This window comes from Streptomyces sp. NPDC102514 (assembly GCF_055584525.1).
Genome location: NZ_JBVJLW010000018.1, coordinates 143,281 through 162,672 on the forward strand (window position 1 = coordinate 143,281; position 19,392 = coordinate 162,672).

Sequence of the window (19,392 nt, forward strand, 5' to 3'; positions counted from 1 at the left end):
TAACGTCACCGCGCATGAGCAGCACGGAGAACGCGGACAGCGCGTCCGACCCGGACAGCGCGTCCAGCACGGACAGCGCATCCGGCACGGACCGCACACCCCCCGCGCCTTACGCGCCCCCCAAGCCCCGGACACCGCCCCTGCCGCAGCCGCCGCGGGCACCGGGCGCGCCCCGCACCACCGTGAACGGCGGCATATCGTTCTGGTACGCCGAGGAGGGCCTGCCCGCCCCCCGCGAGCCCCTTCAGGGTGACGCGAACGCCGACGTGGTGATCGTCGGCGGCGGCTACACGGGGCTGTGGACCGCGTACTACCTGAAGAAGGCCGCGCCCTTCCTGCGGATCACCGTCCTGGAGCAGAAGTTCTGCGGCTACGGCGCCTCCGGCCGCAACGGCGGCTGGCTCTACAACGGCATCGCGGGCCGCGACCGCTACGCGCGCCTGCACGGCCACGAGGCCGCCGTACGCCTCCAGGAGGCCATGAACGCCACGGTCGCCGAGGTCGTCGGGGTCGCCGGCGCGGAGGGCATCGAGGCGGACATCCACCGGGGCGGCGTACTCGAAGTCGCGTACACCCCGGCCCAGCTGGCCCGTCTGCGGGCCTTCCACGAGACGGAACTCTCGTACGGCGAGAAGGACCGCGAGCTGTACGGGGCCCGCGAGACCGCCGACCGGGTCCGGGTCGCGGACGCGGTGGGCTCCACCTGGACCCCGCACGGCGCCCGGCTGCACCCGGTGAAACTGCTCAAGGGCCTCGCGGCGGCCGTCGAGGCGCTGGGCGTCACGATCCACGAGTCGACCCCCGTCACGGAGATCAGGCCCAAGCACGCCGTCACCCCGTACGGAACCGTCCGCGCGCCCTACGTCCTGCGCTGCACGGAGGGCTTCACGGCCTCCCTCAAGGGCCACCGGCGCACCTGGCTCCCCATGAACTCCTCGATGATCGCCACCGAGCCCCTGACCGCCGCCCAGTGGGAATCGGTCGGCTGGGAGGGCCGCGAGACCCTGGGCGACATGGCCCACGCGTACATGTACGCCCAGCGCACCGCCGACGGCCGTATCGCACTGGGTGGCCGCGGAGTCCCGTACCGCTTCGGCTCCCGTACGGACAACGACGGGCGCACGCAGGCCTCGACGGTCGAGGCCCTGCGCGAACTCCTGCTGCGCCTGTTCCCCCAGCTCTCGGGCATCGCCGTGGACCACGCCTGGTCGGGCGTGCTCGGCGTACCGCGCGACTGGTGCGCGTCGGTCACCCTCGACCGCGCCACCGGCCTCGGCTGGGCGGGCGGTTACGTCGGCTCCGGGGTCGCCACGGCGAACCTCGCCGCCCGCACCCTGAGGGATCTCGTCCAGCGGGACTCGGGCCAGTCGGGCGATACGGACCTCACCACACTTCCCTGGGTCGAACACAAGGTCCGCAAGTGGGAACCCGAACCTTTCCGCTGGCTCGGGGTACACGGCATGTACGCGACGTATCGAGCCGCCGACCGCCGCGAAGTCACCACCCATGCCGCACAGTCGTCCCGGATCGCGCGTATCGCCGACCGGGTCGCGGGCCGCTGAGAGACAGGGGAACCCCATGAGCACCGCAGTCATGGACACCGTCCGCTACTCGTCCGACGGTCAGCTCCTCGACATCCATCGCGCAGCCGCCCCGGACGCCCCGACGGTCCTGCTCTGGCACGGCCGCGGCCCCGCCGAACGGGACGTCCTCGGCGCCCTCGCCGCGGAGGTCGCCCGTCTCGGGGCCACCGTGATAGTCCCGGACTGGCACCCGGACGCAGAGGACGGCGGCCGTCCGCAGCTCGCCGCGTCCCTGCGCTTCACCTGGGACTTCGTACGGGATCCGGCACAGGTCGTCCTCGTCGGCTGGTCCCTGGGCGGGCGCGCCGCGATGGCCACGGCCCTGCGCCCCGACCCGCCGGAGGGCTGGCGCCCGGCCGCCGTGGTCGGCATCTCGGCCCGCTACAACCAGCCCGAACCGCTGCTCGGCCTGCCGTCCCCCATGGACGTCTGCGCCTCGGCCCCTCCCCTGCCCATCCACCTGGTGCACGGCACGGAGGACACGGTGTGCGACTTCGCCAACGCGGGCGAGTTCCAGCGCGTCCTGGCCGCCGCCGGCCGCAAGGCCCCGCTCACGGAACTCACCACGGACCACCCGGGCGCGGTCATGGCCGAGTACTCCCCGGAATGGGGCCGCTGCCGCCCCGCCCACTCCGGCTCCGCCCACCGGGAGGGCCTGCGCACGGCCCGGGTCATCGCCCAGGCGGCGGGCCTGCCCACGCAAAAGGCCCGAGCCACCAAGTGACCCGGACCTCCCGGCACAACAAGAGCCCCCTGTCGGATTCGAACCGACGACCTACGCATTACAAGTGCGTTGCTCTGGCCGGACTGAGCTAAGGAGGCCTGCACGCGGACGTGCCTGTGCGTGCTCGCAGGCACGCCCGAAGCAGTGTACCCACGTCACAGTGGGGGTCCGGCGAAAATTTCCTCGAACTTCATTACCCACCGAGTACTGACAGAACGTGTGAACGCGGGGTAGCGTCCTGAACCAGTCCGCTCATGTGGACTACACCACTACGGATCGTTCCGTGGCGGTACACCACCTTTACAACGGATCGTCCGGCACGTTCCTGCCGGTGAAGGGGGCCCCTCACCATGGCCACTGTCTCGTTCAACAAGGCGACCCGCATCTACCCGGGTGGCGACAAGCCCGCCGTCGACCAGCTCGAGCTCGACGTCGCGGACGGCGAGTTCCTCGTCCTCGTCGGTCCCTCCGGCTGCGGAAAGTCCACCTCCCTGCGCATGCTCGCGGGTCTCGAGGACGTCAACGGCGGATCCATCCACATCGGCGACCGCGACGTCACGCACCTGCCGCCCAAGGACCGGGACATCGCCATGGTGTTCCAGAACTACGCGCTGTACCCGCACATGACGGTCGCGGACAACATGGGCTTCGCGCTCAAGATCGCCGGCGTCAACAAGGCCGAGATCCGCCAGAAGGTCGAGGACGCGGCGAAGATCCTCGACCTCACCGAGTACCTGGCCCGCAAGCCGAAGGCCCTCTCCGGCGGTCAGCGCCAGCGTGTCGCCATGGGTCGCGCCATCGTGCGTGAGCCCCAGGTCTTCCTCATGGACGAGCCGCTGTCGAACCTCGACGCCAAGCTCCGCGTCTCGACCCGTACGCAGATCGCGTCGCTGCAGCGCCGCCTCGGCATCACCACGGTGTACGTGACCCACGACCAGGTCGAGGCCATGACGATGGGCGACCGCGTGGCGGTCCTCAAGGACGGTCTGCTCCAGCAGGTCGACTCCCCGCGCAACATGTACGACCGCCCGGCGAACCTCTTCGTCGCCGGCTTCATCGGCTCCCCGGCGATGAACCTCGTCGAGGTCCCGATCACCGACGGTGGCGTGAAGTTCGGCAACAGCGTGGTGCCCGTCAACCGCGAGGCCCTCAAGACCGCCTCCGACAAGGGTGACCGCACGGTCACCGTCGGCGTCCGTCCCGAGCACTTCGACATCGTCGAGCAGGGCGGCGGCGGCGCGTCGAGCCTGTCGAAGGAGACCGCGGACGCCCCGGCCGGCCTCGCCGTCACCGTGAACGTCGTCGAGGAGCTCGGCGCCGACGGGTACGTCTACGGCAGCGCCAAGGTCGGCGACGACCTCAAGGACCTGGTCGTCCGCGTCAGCGGCCGCGCGGTCCCGGAGAAGGGCTCCACGCTGCACGTCGTGCCGCGCGCGGGCGAGACCCACGTGTTCTCGACCTCCACCGGTGAGCGCCTCACCGACTGATCGCAACCGCGCCGACCGGCCGGGCGGATCCCGGAGAATTCACCCAGGTTGACGAAGAAGGTCCCGCAGACCACTGCGGGGCCTTCTTCGTTGTCGACAAATACCCCGGCAGACCGGGCATTTCGACGGCTGTTCGTCAACGTCAAACTCGAAAACGCTCGCTCCCCCGTCCCCCGAACTGATTACTAAATGTCGCCAAATCATCACCCCGCGCTACCCTCACTCGCGTGAAGCACTCCACTAACCACTCGACGCGACACGGCCACGGCCCCTCCGGCCGACCGACCCGACACGGCCGCGGTCCGGCCCGCCGGATCGGCCGTACCCTCGCCCTCGTTCTGCCCGTCGTCCTGGTGCTCTCCGGCACGCTCGCGGTCACCAGGGTCAACTGGTCGGGAAACGAATCCTCGACGTCGGCCCTCGCCGCCTCCGCCGAGAACGTCTCCCGGCGCGCCCCGTCCCGCGCTCCACAGGACGTGCTGCGCGACAAGCTCCTGCTGGAACTCCAGGACAAGAACCCGGGGGTCGCCCTCACCCACCTCCAGGAGGCCGTGAACGGCCGCCCGTCCCTCGGCAGGCACTGCGCCTCCATCGCCCGCGCCCTGGGCCGCGCGGCGGTCCGCGCGTACGGTCCGGTCCGCGCCCAGTCGTTCGCCCGCCCGGTGTGCGACACGTCCTTCGCCACGGGCGTAGCAGCCCAGCACGCCTGAGCCCGGGCCCCGCAAGGGGCGCGGGGAACTGCGCGACCAGCCTTCCCCCCACCCGCAGATCCCCATCTCCCCCGCGCCCCTCACAAACCCCACCGGCTGATCTTGCGGAGCGCGACGTAAAGTTCGGGCATGACCGATCCGAACGCAGCGTCGCGCCCCGTTCAAGCCGTCGTCCTGGCCGGCGGCCAGGGCTCAAGGCTGCGTCCCTACACCGACGACCGCCCCAAGCCGATGGTCGAGATCCCCGGCACCGGGACCCCGATCATCGGCCATCAGCTGACCTGGCTCGCCGAAGAGGGCGTCACCGACGTCGTCGTCTCCTGCGGTCATCTCGCCGAGGTCCTCCAGGAATGGCTGGAGGCGACGGATCTGCCCGTCTCCGTGACCACCGTGGTCGAGTCGGAGCCCCTGGGCCGTGGCGGCGGCCTCAAGTACGCCGCGAAGCACCTGCCCCACCCCGACCGCCCCTGGTACGCGACGAACGGTGACATCTGGACCCGTTTCTCGCTGCGGGAGATGGCGGACTTCCACACCGAGCGCGACGCGGTGGCGACCCTCGCGCTGGCCCGTCCCCGCCTTCCGTGGGGTGCCGTCCAGACCGACGACTTCGGTCACATCACGGACTTCATCGAGGCCCCGCCGACCGCGCACGGCATCAACGCGGGTGTGTACGTGTTCTCCCCCGAGTTCGCCGATCTGCTGCCCTCCCTCGGTGACCACGAGCGCTCCACGTTCCCGCGGCTGGCCCGTGAGCGCCGCCTGGCCGGCTATCCGATCCCGCAGGGCGCGTACTGGCGGGCCATCGACACGGCGAAGGACCTCACGGAGGCGGCCAAGGAACTGGCGGCGCTCGGCCGTTGAACGCCTTCTGACACCTCAGGGGCGGCGACCTGGCTGCGGGCCGGTGGGGGCTTGTCGCGCAGTTCCCCGCGCCCCTCAAAAGCGGGGCTGCGCCCCGGCTTTTGCTCCTTCAGGGGCGCGGGGAACTGCGCGGCCCACCCCGCCCGCAGCCACAAGCGAAACGACCAGCAGGTAGCCCGATGGGGCCCCGCACCAGGAAGGTGCGGGGCCCCATCGGCGTCGTACGGGTTCCTCAGCCGAGCAGGCCGCCCACGAGCCCGGACTTGCCGCCGGACCCTCCGGAGCCGCCCGTGTCGCCGCCCGTGCCGCCTCCGGAGCCGGTGCCGCCGCCCGTGCTCGTACCGCCGCCCGTGGTGCCGCCGCCCGAGGAGGACGGTCCCGCGGTGGTGGCGGGCGCCTGCGGGGGCGCCGACTGCTGCGGCGGGGCCTGGTTCGAACCCTGCGTCTGGCTGGGCTGACCCGCGGTGGCGCCGGCCGTCTCACGGGCCGTCGCGCCGGGCGAGGTCGCGGCGCCCGACGGGCTCGCCGAGGTCGCGCCGCGGGTCGGCGAGTCGGCCGACGCCGAGGGGCTCTGCTTGTCGCGGCGCGCGCCGGGCTCCTGCGGGAGCGCGGAGCCGGGCAGTTCGTTGCGCGGGGCCTCGCCCGGTCCGGGGACGACCACGCGGTCGGAGTCGCGGACGGCGCCGCCGAGCATCGACCCGATGAGCAGCGTGAGTCCGACGACGATCGCCGCGACGAGCGCCCCGCGCCGCAGTACGCGACGGCGCAGTTCCCAGATCTCGGCCCGCGGCCCGAGGGTGCGCCAGGCCTCGCCCGCGAGGCGGCCGTCGATGGAGTAGACGGGGGCGCCCGCGATGATCAGCGGCGACCAGGCGGCCAGGAAGATGATGTCCGGCGCGTCGTAGACGGGAACGGACTTCCAGCTCACGGTCAGCAGCAGTGCCGCCGACAGCAGCGCGCCGACGACCGCCGCGACCCGCTGCCACAGACCGAGGACGGTGAGGACGCCGACGATCACCTGGAAGAAGGCAATGAGGAGTCCGGAGCCGACGGGGTGCTGCAGCGCGAACTCGCGCAGGGGCTCGGCGAGTTCCCAGGGGTGCAGCGAGTTGAGCCACTTGACCATGGAGCCGCGCTTGCCACCGTCGAAGTAGACGGGGTCGCAGAGCTTGCCCATGCCGGCGTAGATGGAGATGAAGCCGAGGAAGACGCGCATCGGGAGCAGGACGACGCCGAGGTTCATCCGGCGGCCGGGGTAGTAGCCGTGCCGGACGGGGGCGGATCCGTGCCGCTTGAGCGCCCCGTCGTCCTCGTCCCGGTAGTCGTCGTCCTCGTAGGAGTCGTCCTCGAAGTCGCCCTCCGCGTACGGGGGTTCGTCGAGCTCCTCGTAGGCGCTGCCCGCGCTGCGCAGTTGCTGTGGCAGGAGACGGGTCTCGGGGCCGCGGACGGTCGGCGTCTCGACGGTGGCGTCGACGTCGAACCCGGCGGGTCCTTCGCCGTCGACACGCGGGATGACCTGGGTCGCGCCGCCTTCGCCCGCCGGTGCCTCGGCGCCGTGGCGCAGGCTCGTGCTCCGCACGGCCTGCAACAGCCGGGTGGCGCCCGTGTCGTCGGGGGCGGACTTCCCGCTCCAGACGACGGGCGCGCGGCGCCGGGTGCCTGCGGCGGTGCCGACGACGGGGGTGCGCGCGGTGTCGCCGCCCGAGCTCAAGTTCCGCGCGCCACGCGGGGACTGGGCCCGCGGCGCGGTGTTCAGCTGCACGCGGAAGCTCGCATGATTGACGATGACCTGCGCCGGATCGCTCGGCACCTTCACCATGCTCAGCGCGGGAGCGTCGTCGAATCCCAACGAGCTGTCCCCCGTGGGTGTGCGGGGTGTTCTGGTGTCCACACTCATCTAACCGAGTGACGTGTGTTTAGGACACTGCTTTGACCGGCCGGATCTGTCCGGACCCCGTCAAGATCAACCCGGGGCCCGCAAGGGGCGCGGGGAACTGCGCGACCAGCCCCCACGCACCTGCGGACGACCGACTGCCCGGAGGCAGCCAAGCCTCCGACTAACCCCGCTTCCGCGCGGCCTCGTACAGCACAACTCCCGCAGCCACACCGGCGTTCAGCGACTCGGTCCCACCGGGCATGGGAATCCGGACGCGGAAGTCACAGGTCTCCCCCACCAGCCGGGACAGCCCCTTGCCCTCGCTGCCGACGACGATGACGACGGGCCCGCCGAGGGCTTCCAGGTCACCGACCTCGGCCTCACCGTCGGCGGCGAGGCCGACCACGACGAGCCCGGCCTTCTTGTACGCCTCCAGCGCCCGCGTCAGGTTGGACGCGCGGGCGACGGCCGTACGGGCGGCCGCACCGGCGGACGTCTTCCACGCACCGGCGGTCATCCCCGCCGCACGCCGCTCGGGCACGACCACACCGTGGCCGCCGAACGCGGAGACGGACCGGACGACGGCACCGAGGTTGCGCGGGTCCGTCACCCCGTCGAGGGCGACGATCAGCGGGTCCACGCCCTGGTCGTACGCGGCGGCCGCGAGGTCCTCCGGGTGCGCGTACTCGTACGGCGGGACCTGGAGGACGAGACCCTGGTGGTTGAGCCCGTTGGTCATGCGGTCCAGCTCGGGGCGCGGGGCCTCCATGAGGTGGATGCCGCCGCGCTCCGCGGCGAGCTGCAGCGCTTCGCGCACCCGCTCGTCGTTGTCGATGAACTGCTGGACGTACAGCATCGTCGCGGGTACGCCCTCGCGCAGCGCCTCGACGACGGAGTTGCGGCCGACGACCATCTCGGACGTGCCCTTGCCGCCCCGGCCGCCGCGCGGCGAGGGCTTGCGCACGAGCTGTTTGGCCTTGGCGCCGGCGATGCGGTTCTTCTTGTGTCCCTTGCGCGCCTCGGCGGGCGGGGTGGGGCCCTTGCCTTCGAGGCCCCTGCGTCGCTGGCCGCCACTGCCGACCTGCGCGCCCTTCTTGCCGGACATGCGGCGGTTGTTAGCGGCCATGACCTACCTGTCTGTGTGAAGACGTACGGATGGACGTACGGGTGTACGTCCATGCAGTGTGCCGCCCGGACACCCGGACGGCACAATCGATCAAGAAATGGTCAGCGCGGGCCGAGGGTCCAGCGCGGTCCCTGGGGGCCGTCCTCGATGACGAGCCCGGACTGGTTGAGCTGGTCGCGGATGGCGTCGGCGGTGGCCCAGTCCTTGCGGACACGGGCGGACTCGCGCTGCTGCAGCACCAGCCGTACGAGCGTGTCGACGACTCCGTGGAGGTCCTCGCCGCGGTCGCTCTCGCCCGCCCAGTGCGGGTCGAGCGGGTCGAGACCGAGGACCGCGAGCATGGCCCTGACCTCGGCGAGCCGGGCGACGGCCGCTTCCTTGTCGTCGGCGGCCAGCGCGGAGTTCCCCTGGCGGACCGTGGTGTGCACGACGGCGAGGGCCTGCGGGACCCCCAGGTCGTCGTCCATCGCCTCGGCGAACGCCGGCGGCACCTCGGCGGCGGGCTCGACCGGCCCCCCGGCCTTCTCCACCACGCGCTGCACGAAGCCCTCGATCCGCGCGAACGCCGACTCGGCCTCGCGCAGTGCCTCTTCGCTGTACTCGATGGTGGAGCGGTAGTGCGGGGTGCCCAGGTAGTAACGGAGCACGATGGGCCGCCACGCCTTGACCATCTCGCTGACGAGCACGCTGTTGCCGAGCGACTTCGACATCTTCTCGCCGCTCATGGTCACCCATGAGTTGTGCACCCAGTAGTGCGCGAACTCGTCGCCGAAGCCGACGGCCTGGGCGATCTCGTTCTCGTGGTGCGGGAAGATCAGGTCGATGCCGCCGCCGTGGATGTCGAAGGCGGCGCCCAGGTACTTGTGGGCCATCGCGCTGCACTCCAGGTGCCAGCCGGGCCGGCCGCGTCCCCAGGGCGTCTCCCAGGACGGCTCGCCGGGCTTGACGGCCTTCCACATGGCGAAGTCCCGCGGGTCCCGCTTGCCGGTCTCGCCGTCCTCGGCGGGCTGGCGCAGCTCGTCGAGGTCCTGGTTGGACAGGGAGAGGTAGCCGGGCAGGGACCGTACGTCGAAGTAGACGTTCCCGCCGGCCTCGTACGCGTGACCGCGCTCGATGAGCCCGCGCATCATCTCGACCATCTCGGTGATGTGCCCGGTGGCGCGCGGCTCGTACGTCGGCGGGAGGCAGCCGAGTGCCGTGTAGCCGTCGTTGAAGGCGCGCTCGTTCTCGTAGCCGATCGCCCACCAGGGCCTGTCCTGCTCCGCGGACTTCCTGATGATCTTGTCGTCGATGTCCGTCACGTTGCGGACGAACGTCACGTCGTAGCCGCGGTACTCGAACCAGCGGCGCATGATGTCGAAGTTGAGGCCCGACCGGATGTGGCCGATGTGCGGGGCCGCCTGCACCGTGGCGCCACACAGGTAGATCGAGACACAACCCGGCGTGATCGGGGTGAAATCGCGAATCTGCCGGGCGCTGGTGTCGTACAGGCGAATAGTCACCACACCAGGGTAGTGGGCGGTGACCAGTGCCCCGCGACCCTTATCCCGCATGGGACACGTATTCGTGACATCTGTGCCGCGTCGATGACGTCATGGGCGTTTTCCTCGCCCCCGCCGCCCCTACCCGTTCCCGTCACTGACTCGGGGTGCTCCGCCCCCGAACCCCCGGTCCTCAAACGCCGGACGGGCTGAAAGGTGCCTTTCAGCCCGTCCGGCGTTTGAGGACACAGTGACGGGAAGGGTAGGGGCGGCGGGGGCGAGGAAAAGCCCGTCAGCCCACCCGCGCCACCAGAGCCGTGGCCACCGCCATCAACCCCTCGTCCCGCCCGGCGAACCCGAGCCCGTCGGTCGTGGCCCCGGACACCGACACCGGCGCCCCCACCGCCTCGGAGAGCACCGCCTGCGCCTCGCCCCGCCGCTTCCCGATCTTCGGGCGGGGCCCGACGACCTGCACGGCGACATTGCCGATCGTGAACCCCGCCGCCCGCACGATCCGCGCGGCCTCCGTCAGGAGCGTCACCCCGGACGCCCCGGACCACTCGGGCCGCCCCGTACCGAAGTGCTGCCCCAGATCGCCCAGCCCCGCCGCGGAGAACAGCGCGTTGCACGCGGCGTGGGCGACGACGTCGGCGTCGGAGTGGCCGGCGAGCCCTGGGCCCTCGCCCTCCCAGAGCAGGCCGGCGCACCACAGCTCACGGCCCTCCTCGAAGGCGTGGATGTCGGTACCGATCCCGACCTGCGGCAGCAGGGGCGCCACCGGGGACGTGTCAGAAGCCATCGTTCAGCCTCCGCCGCGTCAGAACCGCCTCGGCGAGGATCAGATCCAGCGGGCGCGTCACCTTGAACGCCTCCTCGTGGCCGGGCACGACCACGACCCGCAGTCCGAGCTGCTCGACCATGCTGGCGTCGTCGGTGACGTTGTCGGTGACCGTCGCGTGGGCCCGTACGAGGGTGTCGCGGTCGAAGCCCTGCGGTGTCTGGACGGCACGCAGCCGCGCCCGGTCCGGGGTGGCGACCACGGGCTCGGGCTCCCCGGCCGTCCCCGCGGGCTCGACCTGCTTGACGGTGTCCGTGAGCGGCAGCGCGGGCACGACGGCCGGTGCCCCGTCGCGTACCGCCTCGATGACGCCGTCGACCGTGTCGACGGGGACGAGCGGACGGGCCGCGTCGTGCACGAGCACGATGTCGATGCCGGACGGCAGCGCTTCGAGCCCCAGCCGTACGGAGTCCTGGCGGCTGTCGCCCCCGGGCACGACGTGGAATTCGGTCCGCTCGGGCAGTGCGTGGGAGTCGAGCAGCGTCTTGACCTCCGCGGCCCCGTCGGGCGGCGCCACGACGACGACGAGGGAGACGGCACGCGACGCGGCCATGGCCCGGACCGCGTGGATCAGCATGGGGGTGCCGTTCAGCGCGCGAAGCGCTTTGGGAGCGCCCGGACCGAGGCGTACGCCTCGGCCTGCGGCCGGAATCACGGCCGCGGTACGGGCCCCGGGAGGCGTGGGGCGCGAATCGTCAGACATCGGTTCCTGTCAGGTTTGTATGCTCGGCCGACGTGGGTATGGCCTGGGCGTACCCCGGCCGACGGGCTGGGGGAGTGCCGGGCGCGACGCTTTGACCGGACCCTTCCGTGAAGATGGTCGAGCCAGCTGTCCGGGCCCGGCACTCCATGTATCGGATCCCTGAATTATCGAGGGACGTCCGAGTGCACGGTGTGCAGAGAGTGTGTGCACGGTTTCCCGGTACGGACGTGCCCGGGGTGGAAACAGATCCGGGTACGAACATGCCGCAGCGCCCGGCGACATTGAATACGTCATCGGGCACCGCGGCATTTCATTGCGCCGAACCGCTCGTTTCACCTCTGGTCAGAAAGCGATCAGAGCGCGACGGGCGTCAGGACGCGAGGACCTCGTCGAGCAGGGCCTCGGCCTTGTCCTCGTTCGTGTTCTCCGCGAGGGCGAGCTCGCTCACCAGGATCTGGCGGGCCTTGGCGAGCATGCGCTTCTCGCCGGCGGAGAGTCCACGCTCGCGCTCACGACGCCACAGGTCACGGACTACCTCCGCCACCTTGATGACATCGCCGGAGGCGAGCTTCTCAAGATTTGCCTTGTAACGACGCGACCAGTTAGTGGGCTCCTCGGCGTACGGCGCGCGCAGTACCTCGAAGACCCGGTCCAGCCCGTCCTGACCGACCACATCACGTACGCCGACGAACTCCGCATTGTCCGCTGGCACACGCACTGTCAGGTCGCCCTGGGCGACCTTCAGCACCAAGTAGGTCTTGTCCACGCCTTTGATCTGGCGAGTTTCGATAGCCTCGATCAGCGCGGCCCCGTGATGGGGATAGACCACGGTGTCGCCAACCTTGAACGTCATGTGACAGGTACCCCTTCCGTGGCTATCCAGGGTAACACGGAAACCGCGTGTTCTGAATGGCGTTTTCGCAGGTCAGGGCATATCTCGGGGCTTGACAATCCCAACAGGAACGTGCTGCGGAGGGGTCGCGGACGACGGTATTCGCAGGTCGGAGCGGCTGTCCCGGCGGGGAGAAACGCGCACGTTACAACACCTCCGATCCCCGCCCACGTGCCTGATCGTCCAGATTTGTCGGGTTCCGGGGGCCCATCTTCCGCTACTCCGTTCGGTCATCGGAGTCACGTACGAGCCGAATCCGGAATTGATCACACGGGCCGGAGATCACCGTCGGATCGGCCGGAGATCGGCGCGGAGATCCACGGAAGATCAACCGAAGATCAATTTCCGGGGCCGTCATGCATTCCTTACGGGAAATCCGCAAGACCGCGTCGACGGCTTGTCGGTGGCTTACCAAGGGTTCTTATGTGAAAGACGGACGAACGCGTGACGGATGAGTCCATGCGACATGCACGTACACCGGATGACGTGAGAGCCCGGGGGACGGAGAAGCGTCGTACGGTCGCGGTCGGGGAGCCCTTGGGGCGGGTCGGGTGCGGCGGCGCGGGAACGGCTCGGTAACCTGAGGCCGCTGACTGACCCTTAGGGCGGCTTTACAGAGGAGTCGCCCTGTTCCGCCCACGTTCTAGGAGTTGCCGCCGCCGTGAGCAGCAGCCTTCGACGCGGCAGCCTCGCCGCCGCCGCCATCGCGTTCTCGATCGCCTCGCTCGCCGCGTGCGGTGCCGGCAACAAGGCCCAGACGCTGGAGATCAAGCCGGACAACGCCGCCGTCACCGTCGGCGAGATCAAGATCCAGAACGCCGTCGTCATCACCCAGGCCGAGCTGGAGTCGACGGGCCCGGCCGCGGTCTCCGCGACCCTGTTCAACAGCGGCGACAAGCCCCAGACCCTGGAGTCCGTCCAGGTCGAGGGCATCGGCCAGCCCGCACAGCTCAAGCCCGCCAAGGGCTCGGGCAAGCTGACCGTCCCGGCCGGCGGCTCGCTGATCCTCGGCGGCAAGGGCAACGCCTCCGCCGCACTGGAGAGCAGCCGCGAGGCGTTCAAGGACGGCGACGCGCAGCCCGTCACCTTCACCTTCAGCAGGACCGGCGACGTGAAGCTGGAAGCGTTCGTCGTGCCCGGCCACGGCTACTACGCCGAGTGGGGCCCGAGCGCGGCCCCGGCGGCGCCGAGCACCAAGCCCTCCGCCTCGGAGTCGGCGTCCGGTACGGCCACGGGCTCGCCGACGCCCACCGGGTCCGCGGCCGGTGAGACCGAGGAGACGGGTGAGGCGGGCACGCAGGCCACCGACGCGGCCTCGGCCAGCGCCGACGCCTCGGAGTCCGCAGCGGGCCACTGAGCGGCTCACAGCCACCGTTCTCCCGTACGGGCAGGTCCCGTACGGGACGTGATGTACGCATGACGCATGACGAAGGGCGGGACCCCACTTCCGGGGGTCCCGCCCTTCGCAGTACTTACTGTCCCGATGCGGACGTATCGTCCCGTGCGGTCTACGGCTCGAACTTGTAGCCGAGGCCGCGGACCGTCACCAGGTAGCGCGGCGCGCCCGGGTCCGGCTCGATCTTCGCCCGCAGGCGCTTCACGTGGACGTCCAGCGTCTTGGTGTCACCCACGTAGTCGGCGCCCCACACCCGGTCGATGAGCTGCATACGCGTCAGGACGCGGCCCGCGTTGCGCAGCAGCATCTCCAGGAGGTCGAACTCCTTGAGCGGGAGGTCGACCTTGGAGCCGGAGACGGTGACCACGTGGCGGTCGACGTCCATGCGGACCGGTCCGGCCTCCAGGGCAGCCACGCTGACCTCCTCCGGCTCGCCGCGGCGGCGCAGGACGGCCCGGATGCGGGCGACCAGCTCACGCGACGAGAAGGGCTTGGTCACATAGTCGTCGGCTCCTATTTCGAGCCCCACGACCTTGTCGATCTCACTGTCCTTGGCGGTGACCATGATCACCGGAACGTTCGAACGGCTGCGCAGCTGACGGCACACCTCGGTGCCCGGCAGGCCGGGCAGCATCAGGTCGAGGAGGACGAGGTCGGCGCCATTGCGCTCGAACTCGTCGAGTCCGTCGGGCCCGGTGGCCGCGATGGCGACCTCGAAACCCTCTTTGCGAAGCATGTAGGACAGAGCGTCGCTGAAGGACTCCTCGTCCTCGACGACGAGCACTCGGGTCACGGGTGGACCTCCGGGGCAGAAAAGGGTTCGTACGGGGATGAGACGGTGGTCGTCCCGTCGGTCTGACCGGTCTCGTCGTCTTCGTCGAGGCCGGGCATCTGGTGGCCGCTCGCGCGGTCGCGGGCGGCGCCCGCCTCCGGCAGCCGCAGGGTGAAGGTGGAGCCCTGACCCTCGGAGCTCCACACCGTGACCTCCCCGCTGTGCGAGGCTGCCACGTGCTTGACGATCGCGAGCCCGAGCCCCGTACCGCCGGTTGCGCGGGAACGGGCCGGGTCGACGCGGTAGAAGCGCTCGAAGACGCGCTCCTTGTCCTTCTCGGAGATACCGATGCCCTGGTCGGTCACGGCGATCTCGATGAGGTCTCCGCCGGGCGCGGTCACCCTGCGCGCGGCTATGCCGACCCGGGTGCGGGCGGGCGAGTAGTTGACGGCGTTCTCCACGAGGTTGCCGAGGGCCGCGGCCAGCTGGCCGCGGTTGCCCCACAGGCGCAGGTCGGCGGTGCCGCCGGCGGCCATGGTGATCTGCTTGGTGCCGGCCTGGTGGCGGCAGCGGTCGATCGCCTCGGCGACCAGTTCGTCGACGCGGACGGGCTCGGCGTCCTCCAGCGGGTCGTCGTTCTGGACGCGGGAGAGGTCGATGAGTTCCTGGACGAGGTTGGTGAGGCGGGTCGCCTCTATCTGCATGCGCCCGGCGAAGCGCTCCACGGCCTCCGGTTCCTCCGAGGCGCCCATGACGGCCTCGGAGAGGAGGGAGAGCGCGCCGACCGGGGTCTTCAGCTCATGGCTGACATTGGCCACGAAGTCGCGTCGTACGGCTTCGATGCGGCGGGCCTCGGTGAGGTCCTCGACCAGGAGGAGGACGAGCCGGGAGCCGAGCGGCGCCACCCGGGCGGACACGGCGAGCGCCTCGCCGCGGCCGGTGCCGCGCCGGGGAAGGTCCAGTTCGACCTGCCGTATCTCGCCGTCCCTGCGGGTGTCGCGGGCCATGAGGATCATCGGCTCGACGGCCAGTTTCCCGCCGCGTACGAGACCGAGTGCGTACGCGGCCGAGCTGGCCTTGACCACCGCGTCGGACTCGTCGAGCACGACGGCGGAGGAGCGGAGCACGGACAGAACCGTGTCGACGCCCGGTGGCAGGACCGGGTCGGTGTGCAGAGAGGTGCGGGTGGGGCGTTTCTGTTCCCGCTCACTCCAGCGGAACGCCAGCACGGCGATGACGCCGGTGAGTACACCGGCGATCGCTGCCGCTGCGGCGACAGCCGCGTTCACGTCCATGGCTCCAGGTTAGGCACGCTGTACGCCCCGGTCACAGCCGTCCGAGGGTGGACTCGAACACTCGTCGCCCAGAGTTCACCCTGGGGACCCTGCTGGTTCACTTCGTACGACCAGGTCGCGCACCCTTCCCACCTGCGGGAAGAGGCTACGTCGCCCAGAATTCACCTGGGTGCCGGTGATGGTTCATTTGAGGGCACGTAAACCGACGCGTTCAGGCCGGAGCGTGGGAACGTGGGGTTCACGAGCCCCAGTGAACCTCCGAAGCAGACGTAGGAAAGGGACATCCAGATGCGGGACGCGTACCACGAGGAACTTGACTCGATCGGCGAGGGCCTGGTCGAGATGGCCCGCCTCGTCGGCTCGGCCATCGGTCGCGCCACGACGGCGATCCTCGACTCCGATCTGAAGCTGGCGGAGAGCGTGATCGCGGCCGACCAGAAGGTCGACGATCTCCAGCACGACCTTGAGGCACGGGCGATAACCCTGCTGGCCCGGCAGCAGCCCGTGGCCACGGACCTGCGGATCGTCGTCACCTCGCTCCGTATGTCGGCCGATCTGGAGCGCTCCGGCGACCTCGCCCAGCACGTGGCGAAGCTGGCGCGGCTGCGCTTCCCGGACCGTGCCATTCCGCAGGACCTGCACGCCACCATCCTGGAGATGGGCCAGCTCGCGCAGCGGCTGATGGCGAAGGCGGCCGAGGTCATCATCACCAAGGACGTCGACCTCGCCCTCCAGCTGGAGCAGGACGACGACGCGATGGACCTCCTCCACCGCACGCTCTTCCAGCACCTCCTGGACGACCGCTGGAAGCACGGCATCGAGACCGCGGTGGACGTGACGCTGCTGGGCCGTTACTACGAGCGCTTCGCGGACCACGCGGTGTCGGTGGCGAACCGTGTGGTGTACCTGGTGACGGGCGAGCACGCCGACGAGCTGCAGACCGCTCCGCAGGTCGAGGGCGCGTGATCCGTCCACGGCCGGCGGCGCTGCCGCCGGCCGTGGGGCGGGCTTCGGTGCGGTCCTCCGTCCGTGGGGCGGGTTCCGGTGGCGGTCCTCCGTCCGTAGGGCGGGCTCCGGCGGTCGGGTCCCCGCCGGGAGGGGGCGCATCGGGTGCGGGCAGGGGTGCGAAAGCCTCCGTGCGCCGTTGATGCGCCCGGCTTCGGGGGAATGCAATGGGAGTAGGCACAAGCCTTCGAGGAGGGACCCATGGCCGATTCCCCCACCACGCCCGACCCGACCCAGGAACGCGAGACGCAGCAGCCCGTCGAGATCAAGAGCCTGCCGCTCTTCGGCGCCTGCGGCTGCGGCTCGGGCTGCGGATGCGGGTGCCAGTCCGGCAATCCCTGTCAGTGCGGCTGACGCGCCTGCGGTGTGCCAGGTGAACCCGCCGCGTGCCATGTGAACCCGGAAGGGCCCCGCTTCAGGTGCGGGGCCCTTCCGTTCGTTCATCGGTTCATGCGCCGGTGGGCGGCGGCTACCGGTTGGTGGTGCGCACCGCGTCCAGGTTCGGCTGCGGGGCCGCGGTACCGGTCGCCCGCCGCGCGGTGTCGCTCACGGTGCCGGGGGCTGCCGAGCGCGCGGTCGCCTGCGCCGGGGTGACACCGTTGTAGTACGGCCGGTACTCCACCAGCGAGCTGCCTGCGCTGATGGCCGAGCCCGCCGCGGTCAGCTCGGCCGCGGAGACCGAACCGGTTCCGCCGAAGGCGATGACGGAGTTGACGCCGGCCGCCTGCTGACGCAGGTAGGTGGCGCTCGTCTCCGACAGGGTCGTCTCGTCGGTCCACAGGACCGGGCCGTAGTGGAGCATGCCGGTGCTCGCGGAGACCCCGCCGCGCCAGCTGTCCGTCCAGGCCAGGCCGACCTGGAACGGGGAGCTCCACCAGAACCGCGCCAGCTCGGCGGACGTACCGTCGTGGCCGCTGCCGCTGACCGGGTAGTAGGAGTAGGTGCTGGGCCAGTTGGAGAAGGCCGTGTGCGTGAGCGCGTACTTCGCCGAGGCGCCGACCGGGACGACCAGGGTCTGGTCGGGGTCGATGGAGTTGAGGTACGACTTCACCGACGACGAGAGGCTGTTGCCCTCGTTGAGGACGACCGTGCCCCTGCCGCCCGTGCCGAGGGCACCGGCCGCCGCCGAGGCCGCGATCGCCGAGTGGTAGTCGGTGCCGGTGGCGATGAACACGTACTCCGGGGAGCTCGTGACGGCCTTGGCGACCGCCACGGAGGTGGAGTAGCGCGAGGTGCCGGACAGCCGCTTCGGGGTGAAGCCGAGCGAGCTGACCTTGGTCGCGACCGCGCTGGACAGGATGTCCGTGCCGCCGACCAGGTAGACCGTGGCGCCGGGCTTCAGCGCGCGCTTCAGTTCGCTCTGCACGCCGGCCGACACCGAGGTCTTCGACGTCATCAGCAGCGGGCCCAGCTTCTGGCCGGCGAGGGTCTGCCCGGTCAGGGCGTAGGACGGGCTGTCCTTGCTGATGAGGACGGCGGTCTTCGCGTCGATCAGGCCGGGCTCGCTCTGGCCGGTCGTGTTCCAGGTCCAGCGGGACGCGGCGACGTTCGTGGCGTACGAGTCGGCGCCCCAGACCCGGCCCACGCCCTGGCTGCGCAACGGCTGCCAGGCGGGGTCGAGGACCGAAGACGTACCCGGCGGGAGCGCCACCTTGGTGATGTCGCCGGTGGCGACGTCGACGATGCGCGGGATGGCCACGTCCTCGTCGGTGCCGTTGGTGACGACGATCCGGGTGCCGGTGGGCGACCAGGCCGGGGCGTACGCGGCGTCGGTGAAGGTGAGCTGGCGCTCGCCGGTGCCGTCGGTGTTGACGACGAAGAGCCGGCTCAGGCCGTCCGCCTCGCGCACGAAGGCGACCTGGGTGCCGTCGGGCGAGATCGCGGGGTTGGTACCGGAGTCGGCCAGCTTCGTGAAGCCGCCGGTGGTGTCCTCCCAGAGCCAGATGGCCGAGCCGGTCGGCGATCCGCAGGTGTCGCCGGTGCGGACGAAGGCGACGAGGCCGTTGATCGACGCGCTGGGCTGACGGTCGCAGCCGTCCTCCGAGGTGGAGAACAGCGGCTGGGCGTAGCGGGAACCGTCCGAGGACGCGTACCGGAGGCGACCGCCGCCGGAGTACACGACGGTGTTGCCCGAGCGCAGGAACGTCGGGTGGCCGACGCTGGTCATCGAGCCCTGCTCCTGGATCTTGACCAGGGTGGAGCCGGTGTAGCGGCGGGTCTCGACCCGGTTGTCCTTCACGTACGCGACCCGGCTGCCGTCGGGCGACCAGGCCGGCTGGTGGGCGTCGGCGAGGAAGTCGGTGTACGTGCTGCTGCCGGGTTCCTGCGTCTGCATGACGTTACGGGCGCCGTTGACGAACGTCAGCTTGCCGTCGGCGGCCTGCCAGGTGACGGGTTCCGCCGCGACCGCGCCGGGCGTGGCGGTCGCCATGCCCGCGGCCACGGCCACGACGGTGCCCAGTGCCGCGAGCACGCGGCGTCTGTGAATCTTCATGTGCCCCCACAAGAATGCCGAAAGTTCGCGATGCCAGAAGTGATGGCGAAAGCGACGAAAAGGTGTTGAAAAGGGCTGCCGTTCGCCTCCCCGACGTGGAACGGACACTTCACGTTCTCCACGACAGCTGGGTCACTGTAGCGGCACAC

General features: G+C 70.6%; 17 protein-coding genes and 1 tRNA gene. 8 read left to right on the forward strand and 10 right to left on the reverse strand.

Going from position 1 to position 19,392, the window contains the following annotated elements:
* The first annotated feature begins 14 nt into the window (after positions 1-14).
* Together ACZ60E_RS36550 and ACZ60E_RS36555 are read left to right on the forward strand one after the other, a co-directional pair.
* The gene (locus ACZ60E_RS36550; protein ID WP_469446181.1) at positions 15-1,562 is read left to right on the forward strand and encodes an NAD(P)/FAD-dependent oxidoreductase; all 1,548 of its coding nucleotides are present in this window, start codon (positions 15-17) and stop codon (positions 1,560-1,562) included.
* A 16-nt stretch (positions 1,563-1,578) separates the two neighbouring features.
* Entirely contained in the window at positions 1,579-2,307 is a 729-nt protein-coding gene (locus tag ACZ60E_RS36555) for an alpha/beta hydrolase (RefSeq protein WP_384816375.1), read from the forward strand.
* A 23-nt stretch (positions 2,308-2,330) separates the two neighbouring features.
* Here the strand turns inward: ACZ60E_RS36555 and ACZ60E_RS36560 are convergent.
* Positions 2,331-2,405: transfer RNA gene (locus ACZ60E_RS36560), tRNA-Thr, on the reverse strand.
* 252 nt (positions 2,406-2,657) lie between these two features.
* Between ACZ60E_RS36560 and ACZ60E_RS36565 the strand changes: the two genes are divergently transcribed.
* From ACZ60E_RS36565 to ACZ60E_RS36575, 3 genes are all read left to right on the forward strand, one after another.
* A complete protein-coding gene (locus ACZ60E_RS36565) occupies positions 2,658-3,794 on the forward strand; it encodes an ABC transporter ATP-binding protein (RefSeq protein WP_469446183.1) in 1,137 nt (378 codons plus the stop codon).
* A gap of 227 nt (positions 3,795-4,021) precedes the next feature.
* Positions 4,022-4,504 carry a hypothetical protein gene (locus ACZ60E_RS36570; RefSeq protein ID WP_384816378.1) on the forward strand — a complete coding sequence of 161 codons (483 nt, stop codon included), beginning with the start codon at positions 4,022-4,024 and terminating at the stop codon, positions 4,502-4,504.
* A 129-nt stretch (positions 4,505-4,633) separates the two neighbouring features.
* Positions 4,634-5,365 carry a nucleotidyltransferase family protein gene (locus ACZ60E_RS36575; protein WP_384816381.1) on the forward strand — a complete coding sequence of 244 codons (732 nt, stop codon included), beginning with the start codon at positions 4,634-4,636 and terminating at the stop codon, positions 5,363-5,365.
* Positions 5,366-5,597: 232 nt separating this feature from the next.
* Here the strand turns inward: ACZ60E_RS36575 and ACZ60E_RS36580 are convergent, their stop codons facing one another.
* From ACZ60E_RS36580 to ACZ60E_RS36605, 6 genes are all read right to left on the reverse strand, one after another.
* On the reverse strand, positions 5,598-7,262 hold the full coding sequence (locus ACZ60E_RS36580; RefSeq protein ID WP_469446184.1) for a DoxX family protein: 1,665 nt from the start codon (positions 7,260-7,262) through the stop codon (positions 5,598-5,600).
* A 160-nt stretch (positions 7,263-7,422) separates the two neighbouring features.
* Positions 7,423-8,367 carry a 23S rRNA (guanosine(2251)-2'-O)-methyltransferase RlmB gene (gene rlmB / locus ACZ60E_RS36585; protein WP_469446186.1) on the reverse strand — a complete coding sequence of 315 codons (945 nt, stop codon included), beginning with the start codon at positions 8,365-8,367 and terminating at the stop codon, positions 7,423-7,425.
* Between the two features lie 101 nt (positions 8,368-8,468).
* Positions 8,469-9,869: a cysteine--tRNA ligase gene (gene cysS / locus ACZ60E_RS36590; protein WP_469446188.1), complete on the reverse strand. Its 1,401-nt coding sequence runs from the start codon at positions 9,867-9,869 to the stop codon at positions 8,469-8,471.
* A 271-nt stretch (positions 9,870-10,140) separates the two neighbouring features.
* Positions 10,141-10,647, reverse strand: coding sequence for a 2-C-methyl-D-erythritol 2,4-cyclodiphosphate synthase (gene ispF, locus ACZ60E_RS36595; protein WP_469446190.1), 507 nt, complete (start codon positions 10,645-10,647; stop codon positions 10,141-10,143).
* Positions 10,637-11,389, reverse strand: coding sequence for a 2-C-methyl-D-erythritol 4-phosphate cytidylyltransferase (ispD, locus tag ACZ60E_RS36600; protein ID WP_384816665.1), 753 nt, complete (start codon positions 11,387-11,389; stop codon positions 10,637-10,639). The genes ispF and ispD overlap by 11 nt, the downstream gene beginning before the upstream one ends.
* A 370-nt stretch (positions 11,390-11,759) precedes the next feature.
* On the reverse strand, positions 11,760-12,242 hold the full coding sequence (locus tag ACZ60E_RS36605; protein ID WP_003953493.1) for a CarD family transcriptional regulator: 483 nt from the start codon (positions 12,240-12,242) through the stop codon (positions 11,760-11,762).
* A gap of 700 nt (positions 12,243-12,942) precedes the next feature.
* Here ACZ60E_RS36605 and ACZ60E_RS36610 point away from each other — a divergent pair.
* Positions 12,943-13,638 carry a copper chaperone PCu(A)C domain-containing protein gene (locus tag ACZ60E_RS36610; protein WP_469446192.1) on the forward strand — a complete coding sequence of 232 codons (696 nt, stop codon included), beginning with the start codon at positions 12,943-12,945 and terminating at the stop codon, positions 13,636-13,638.
* Positions 13,639-13,789: 151 nt separating this feature from the next.
* Here the strand turns inward: ACZ60E_RS36610 and phoP are convergent, their stop codons facing one another.
* On the reverse strand, positions 13,790-14,461 hold the full coding sequence (gene phoP / locus ACZ60E_RS36615; RefSeq protein WP_468666368.1) for a two-component system response regulator PhoP: 672 nt from the start codon (positions 14,459-14,461) through the stop codon (positions 13,790-13,792).
* Positions 14,462-14,466: 5 nt separating this feature from the next.
* The gene (gene phoR, locus ACZ60E_RS36620) at positions 14,467-15,744 is read right to left on the reverse strand and encodes a two-component system sensor histidine kinase PhoR (protein WP_210881173.1); all 1,278 of its coding nucleotides are present in this window, start codon (positions 15,742-15,744) and stop codon (positions 14,467-14,469) included.
* Between the two features lie 288 nt (positions 15,745-16,032).
* Here phoR and phoU point away from each other — a divergent pair, with 288 nt between their 5' ends.
* On the forward strand, positions 16,033-16,710 hold the full coding sequence (gene phoU, locus ACZ60E_RS36625) for a phosphate signaling complex protein PhoU (protein ID WP_107015299.1): 678 nt from the start codon (positions 16,033-16,035) through the stop codon (positions 16,708-16,710).
* A 240-nt stretch (positions 16,711-16,950) separates the two neighbouring features.
* The gene (locus tag ACZ60E_RS36630) at positions 16,951-17,103 is read left to right on the forward strand and encodes a hypothetical protein (protein WP_188113919.1); all 153 of its coding nucleotides are present in this window, start codon (positions 16,951-16,953) and stop codon (positions 17,101-17,103) included.
* Positions 17,104-17,218: 115 nt separating this feature from the next.
* Here the strand turns inward: ACZ60E_RS36630 and ACZ60E_RS36635 are convergent, their stop codons facing one another.
* Positions 17,219-19,243: a cell wall-binding repeat-containing protein gene (locus tag ACZ60E_RS36635; RefSeq protein ID WP_469446195.1), complete on the reverse strand. Its 2,025-nt coding sequence runs from the start codon at positions 19,241-19,243 to the stop codon at positions 17,219-17,221.
* Positions 19,244-19,392 lie beyond the last annotated feature (149 nt).

Coding starts and splice junctions, on each gene's coding strand:
- ACZ60E_RS36550 (WP_469446181.1), top strand. CDS start 15: ATGAGCAGCACGGAGAACGCGGACAGCGCGTCCGACCCGGACAGCGCG.
- ACZ60E_RS36555 (WP_384816375.1), top strand. CDS start 1,579: ATGAGCACCGCAGTCATGGACACCGTCCGCTACTCGTCCGACGGTCAG.
- ACZ60E_RS36565 (WP_469446183.1), top strand. CDS start 2,658: ATGGCCACTGTCTCGTTCAACAAGGCGACCCGCATCTACCCGGGTGGC.
- ACZ60E_RS36575 (WP_384816381.1), top strand. CDS start 4,634: ATGACCGATCCGAACGCAGCGTCGCGCCCCGTTCAAGCCGTCGTCCTG.
- ACZ60E_RS36580 (WP_469446184.1), bottom strand. CDS start 7,262: ATGAGTGTGGACACCAGAACACCCCGCACACCCACGGGGGACAGCTCG.
- rlmB (WP_469446186.1), bottom strand. CDS start 8,367: ATGGCCGCTAACAACCGCCGCATGTCCGGCAAGAAGGGCGCGCAGGTC.
- ispF (WP_469446190.1), bottom strand. CDS start 10,647: ATGGCTTCTGACACGTCCCCGGTGGCGCCCCTGCTGCCGCAGGTCGGG.
- ispD (WP_384816665.1), bottom strand. CDS start 11,389: ATGTCTGACGATTCGCGCCCCACGCCTCCCGGGGCCCGTACCGCGGCC.
- ACZ60E_RS36605 (WP_003953493.1), bottom strand. CDS start 12,242: ATGACGTTCAAGGTTGGCGACACCGTGGTCTATCCCCATCACGGGGCC.
- phoR (WP_210881173.1), bottom strand. CDS start 15,744: ATGGACGTGAACGCGGCTGTCGCCGCAGCGGCAGCGATCGCCGGTGTA.
- phoU (WP_107015299.1), top strand. CDS start 16,033: ATGCGGGACGCGTACCACGAGGAACTTGACTCGATCGGCGAGGGCCTG.
- ACZ60E_RS36630 (WP_188113919.1), top strand. CDS start 16,951: ATGGCCGATTCCCCCACCACGCCCGACCCGACCCAGGAACGCGAGACG.
- ACZ60E_RS36635 (WP_469446195.1), bottom strand. CDS start 19,243: ATGAAGATTCACAGACGCCGCGTGCTCGCGGCACTGGGCACCGTCGTG.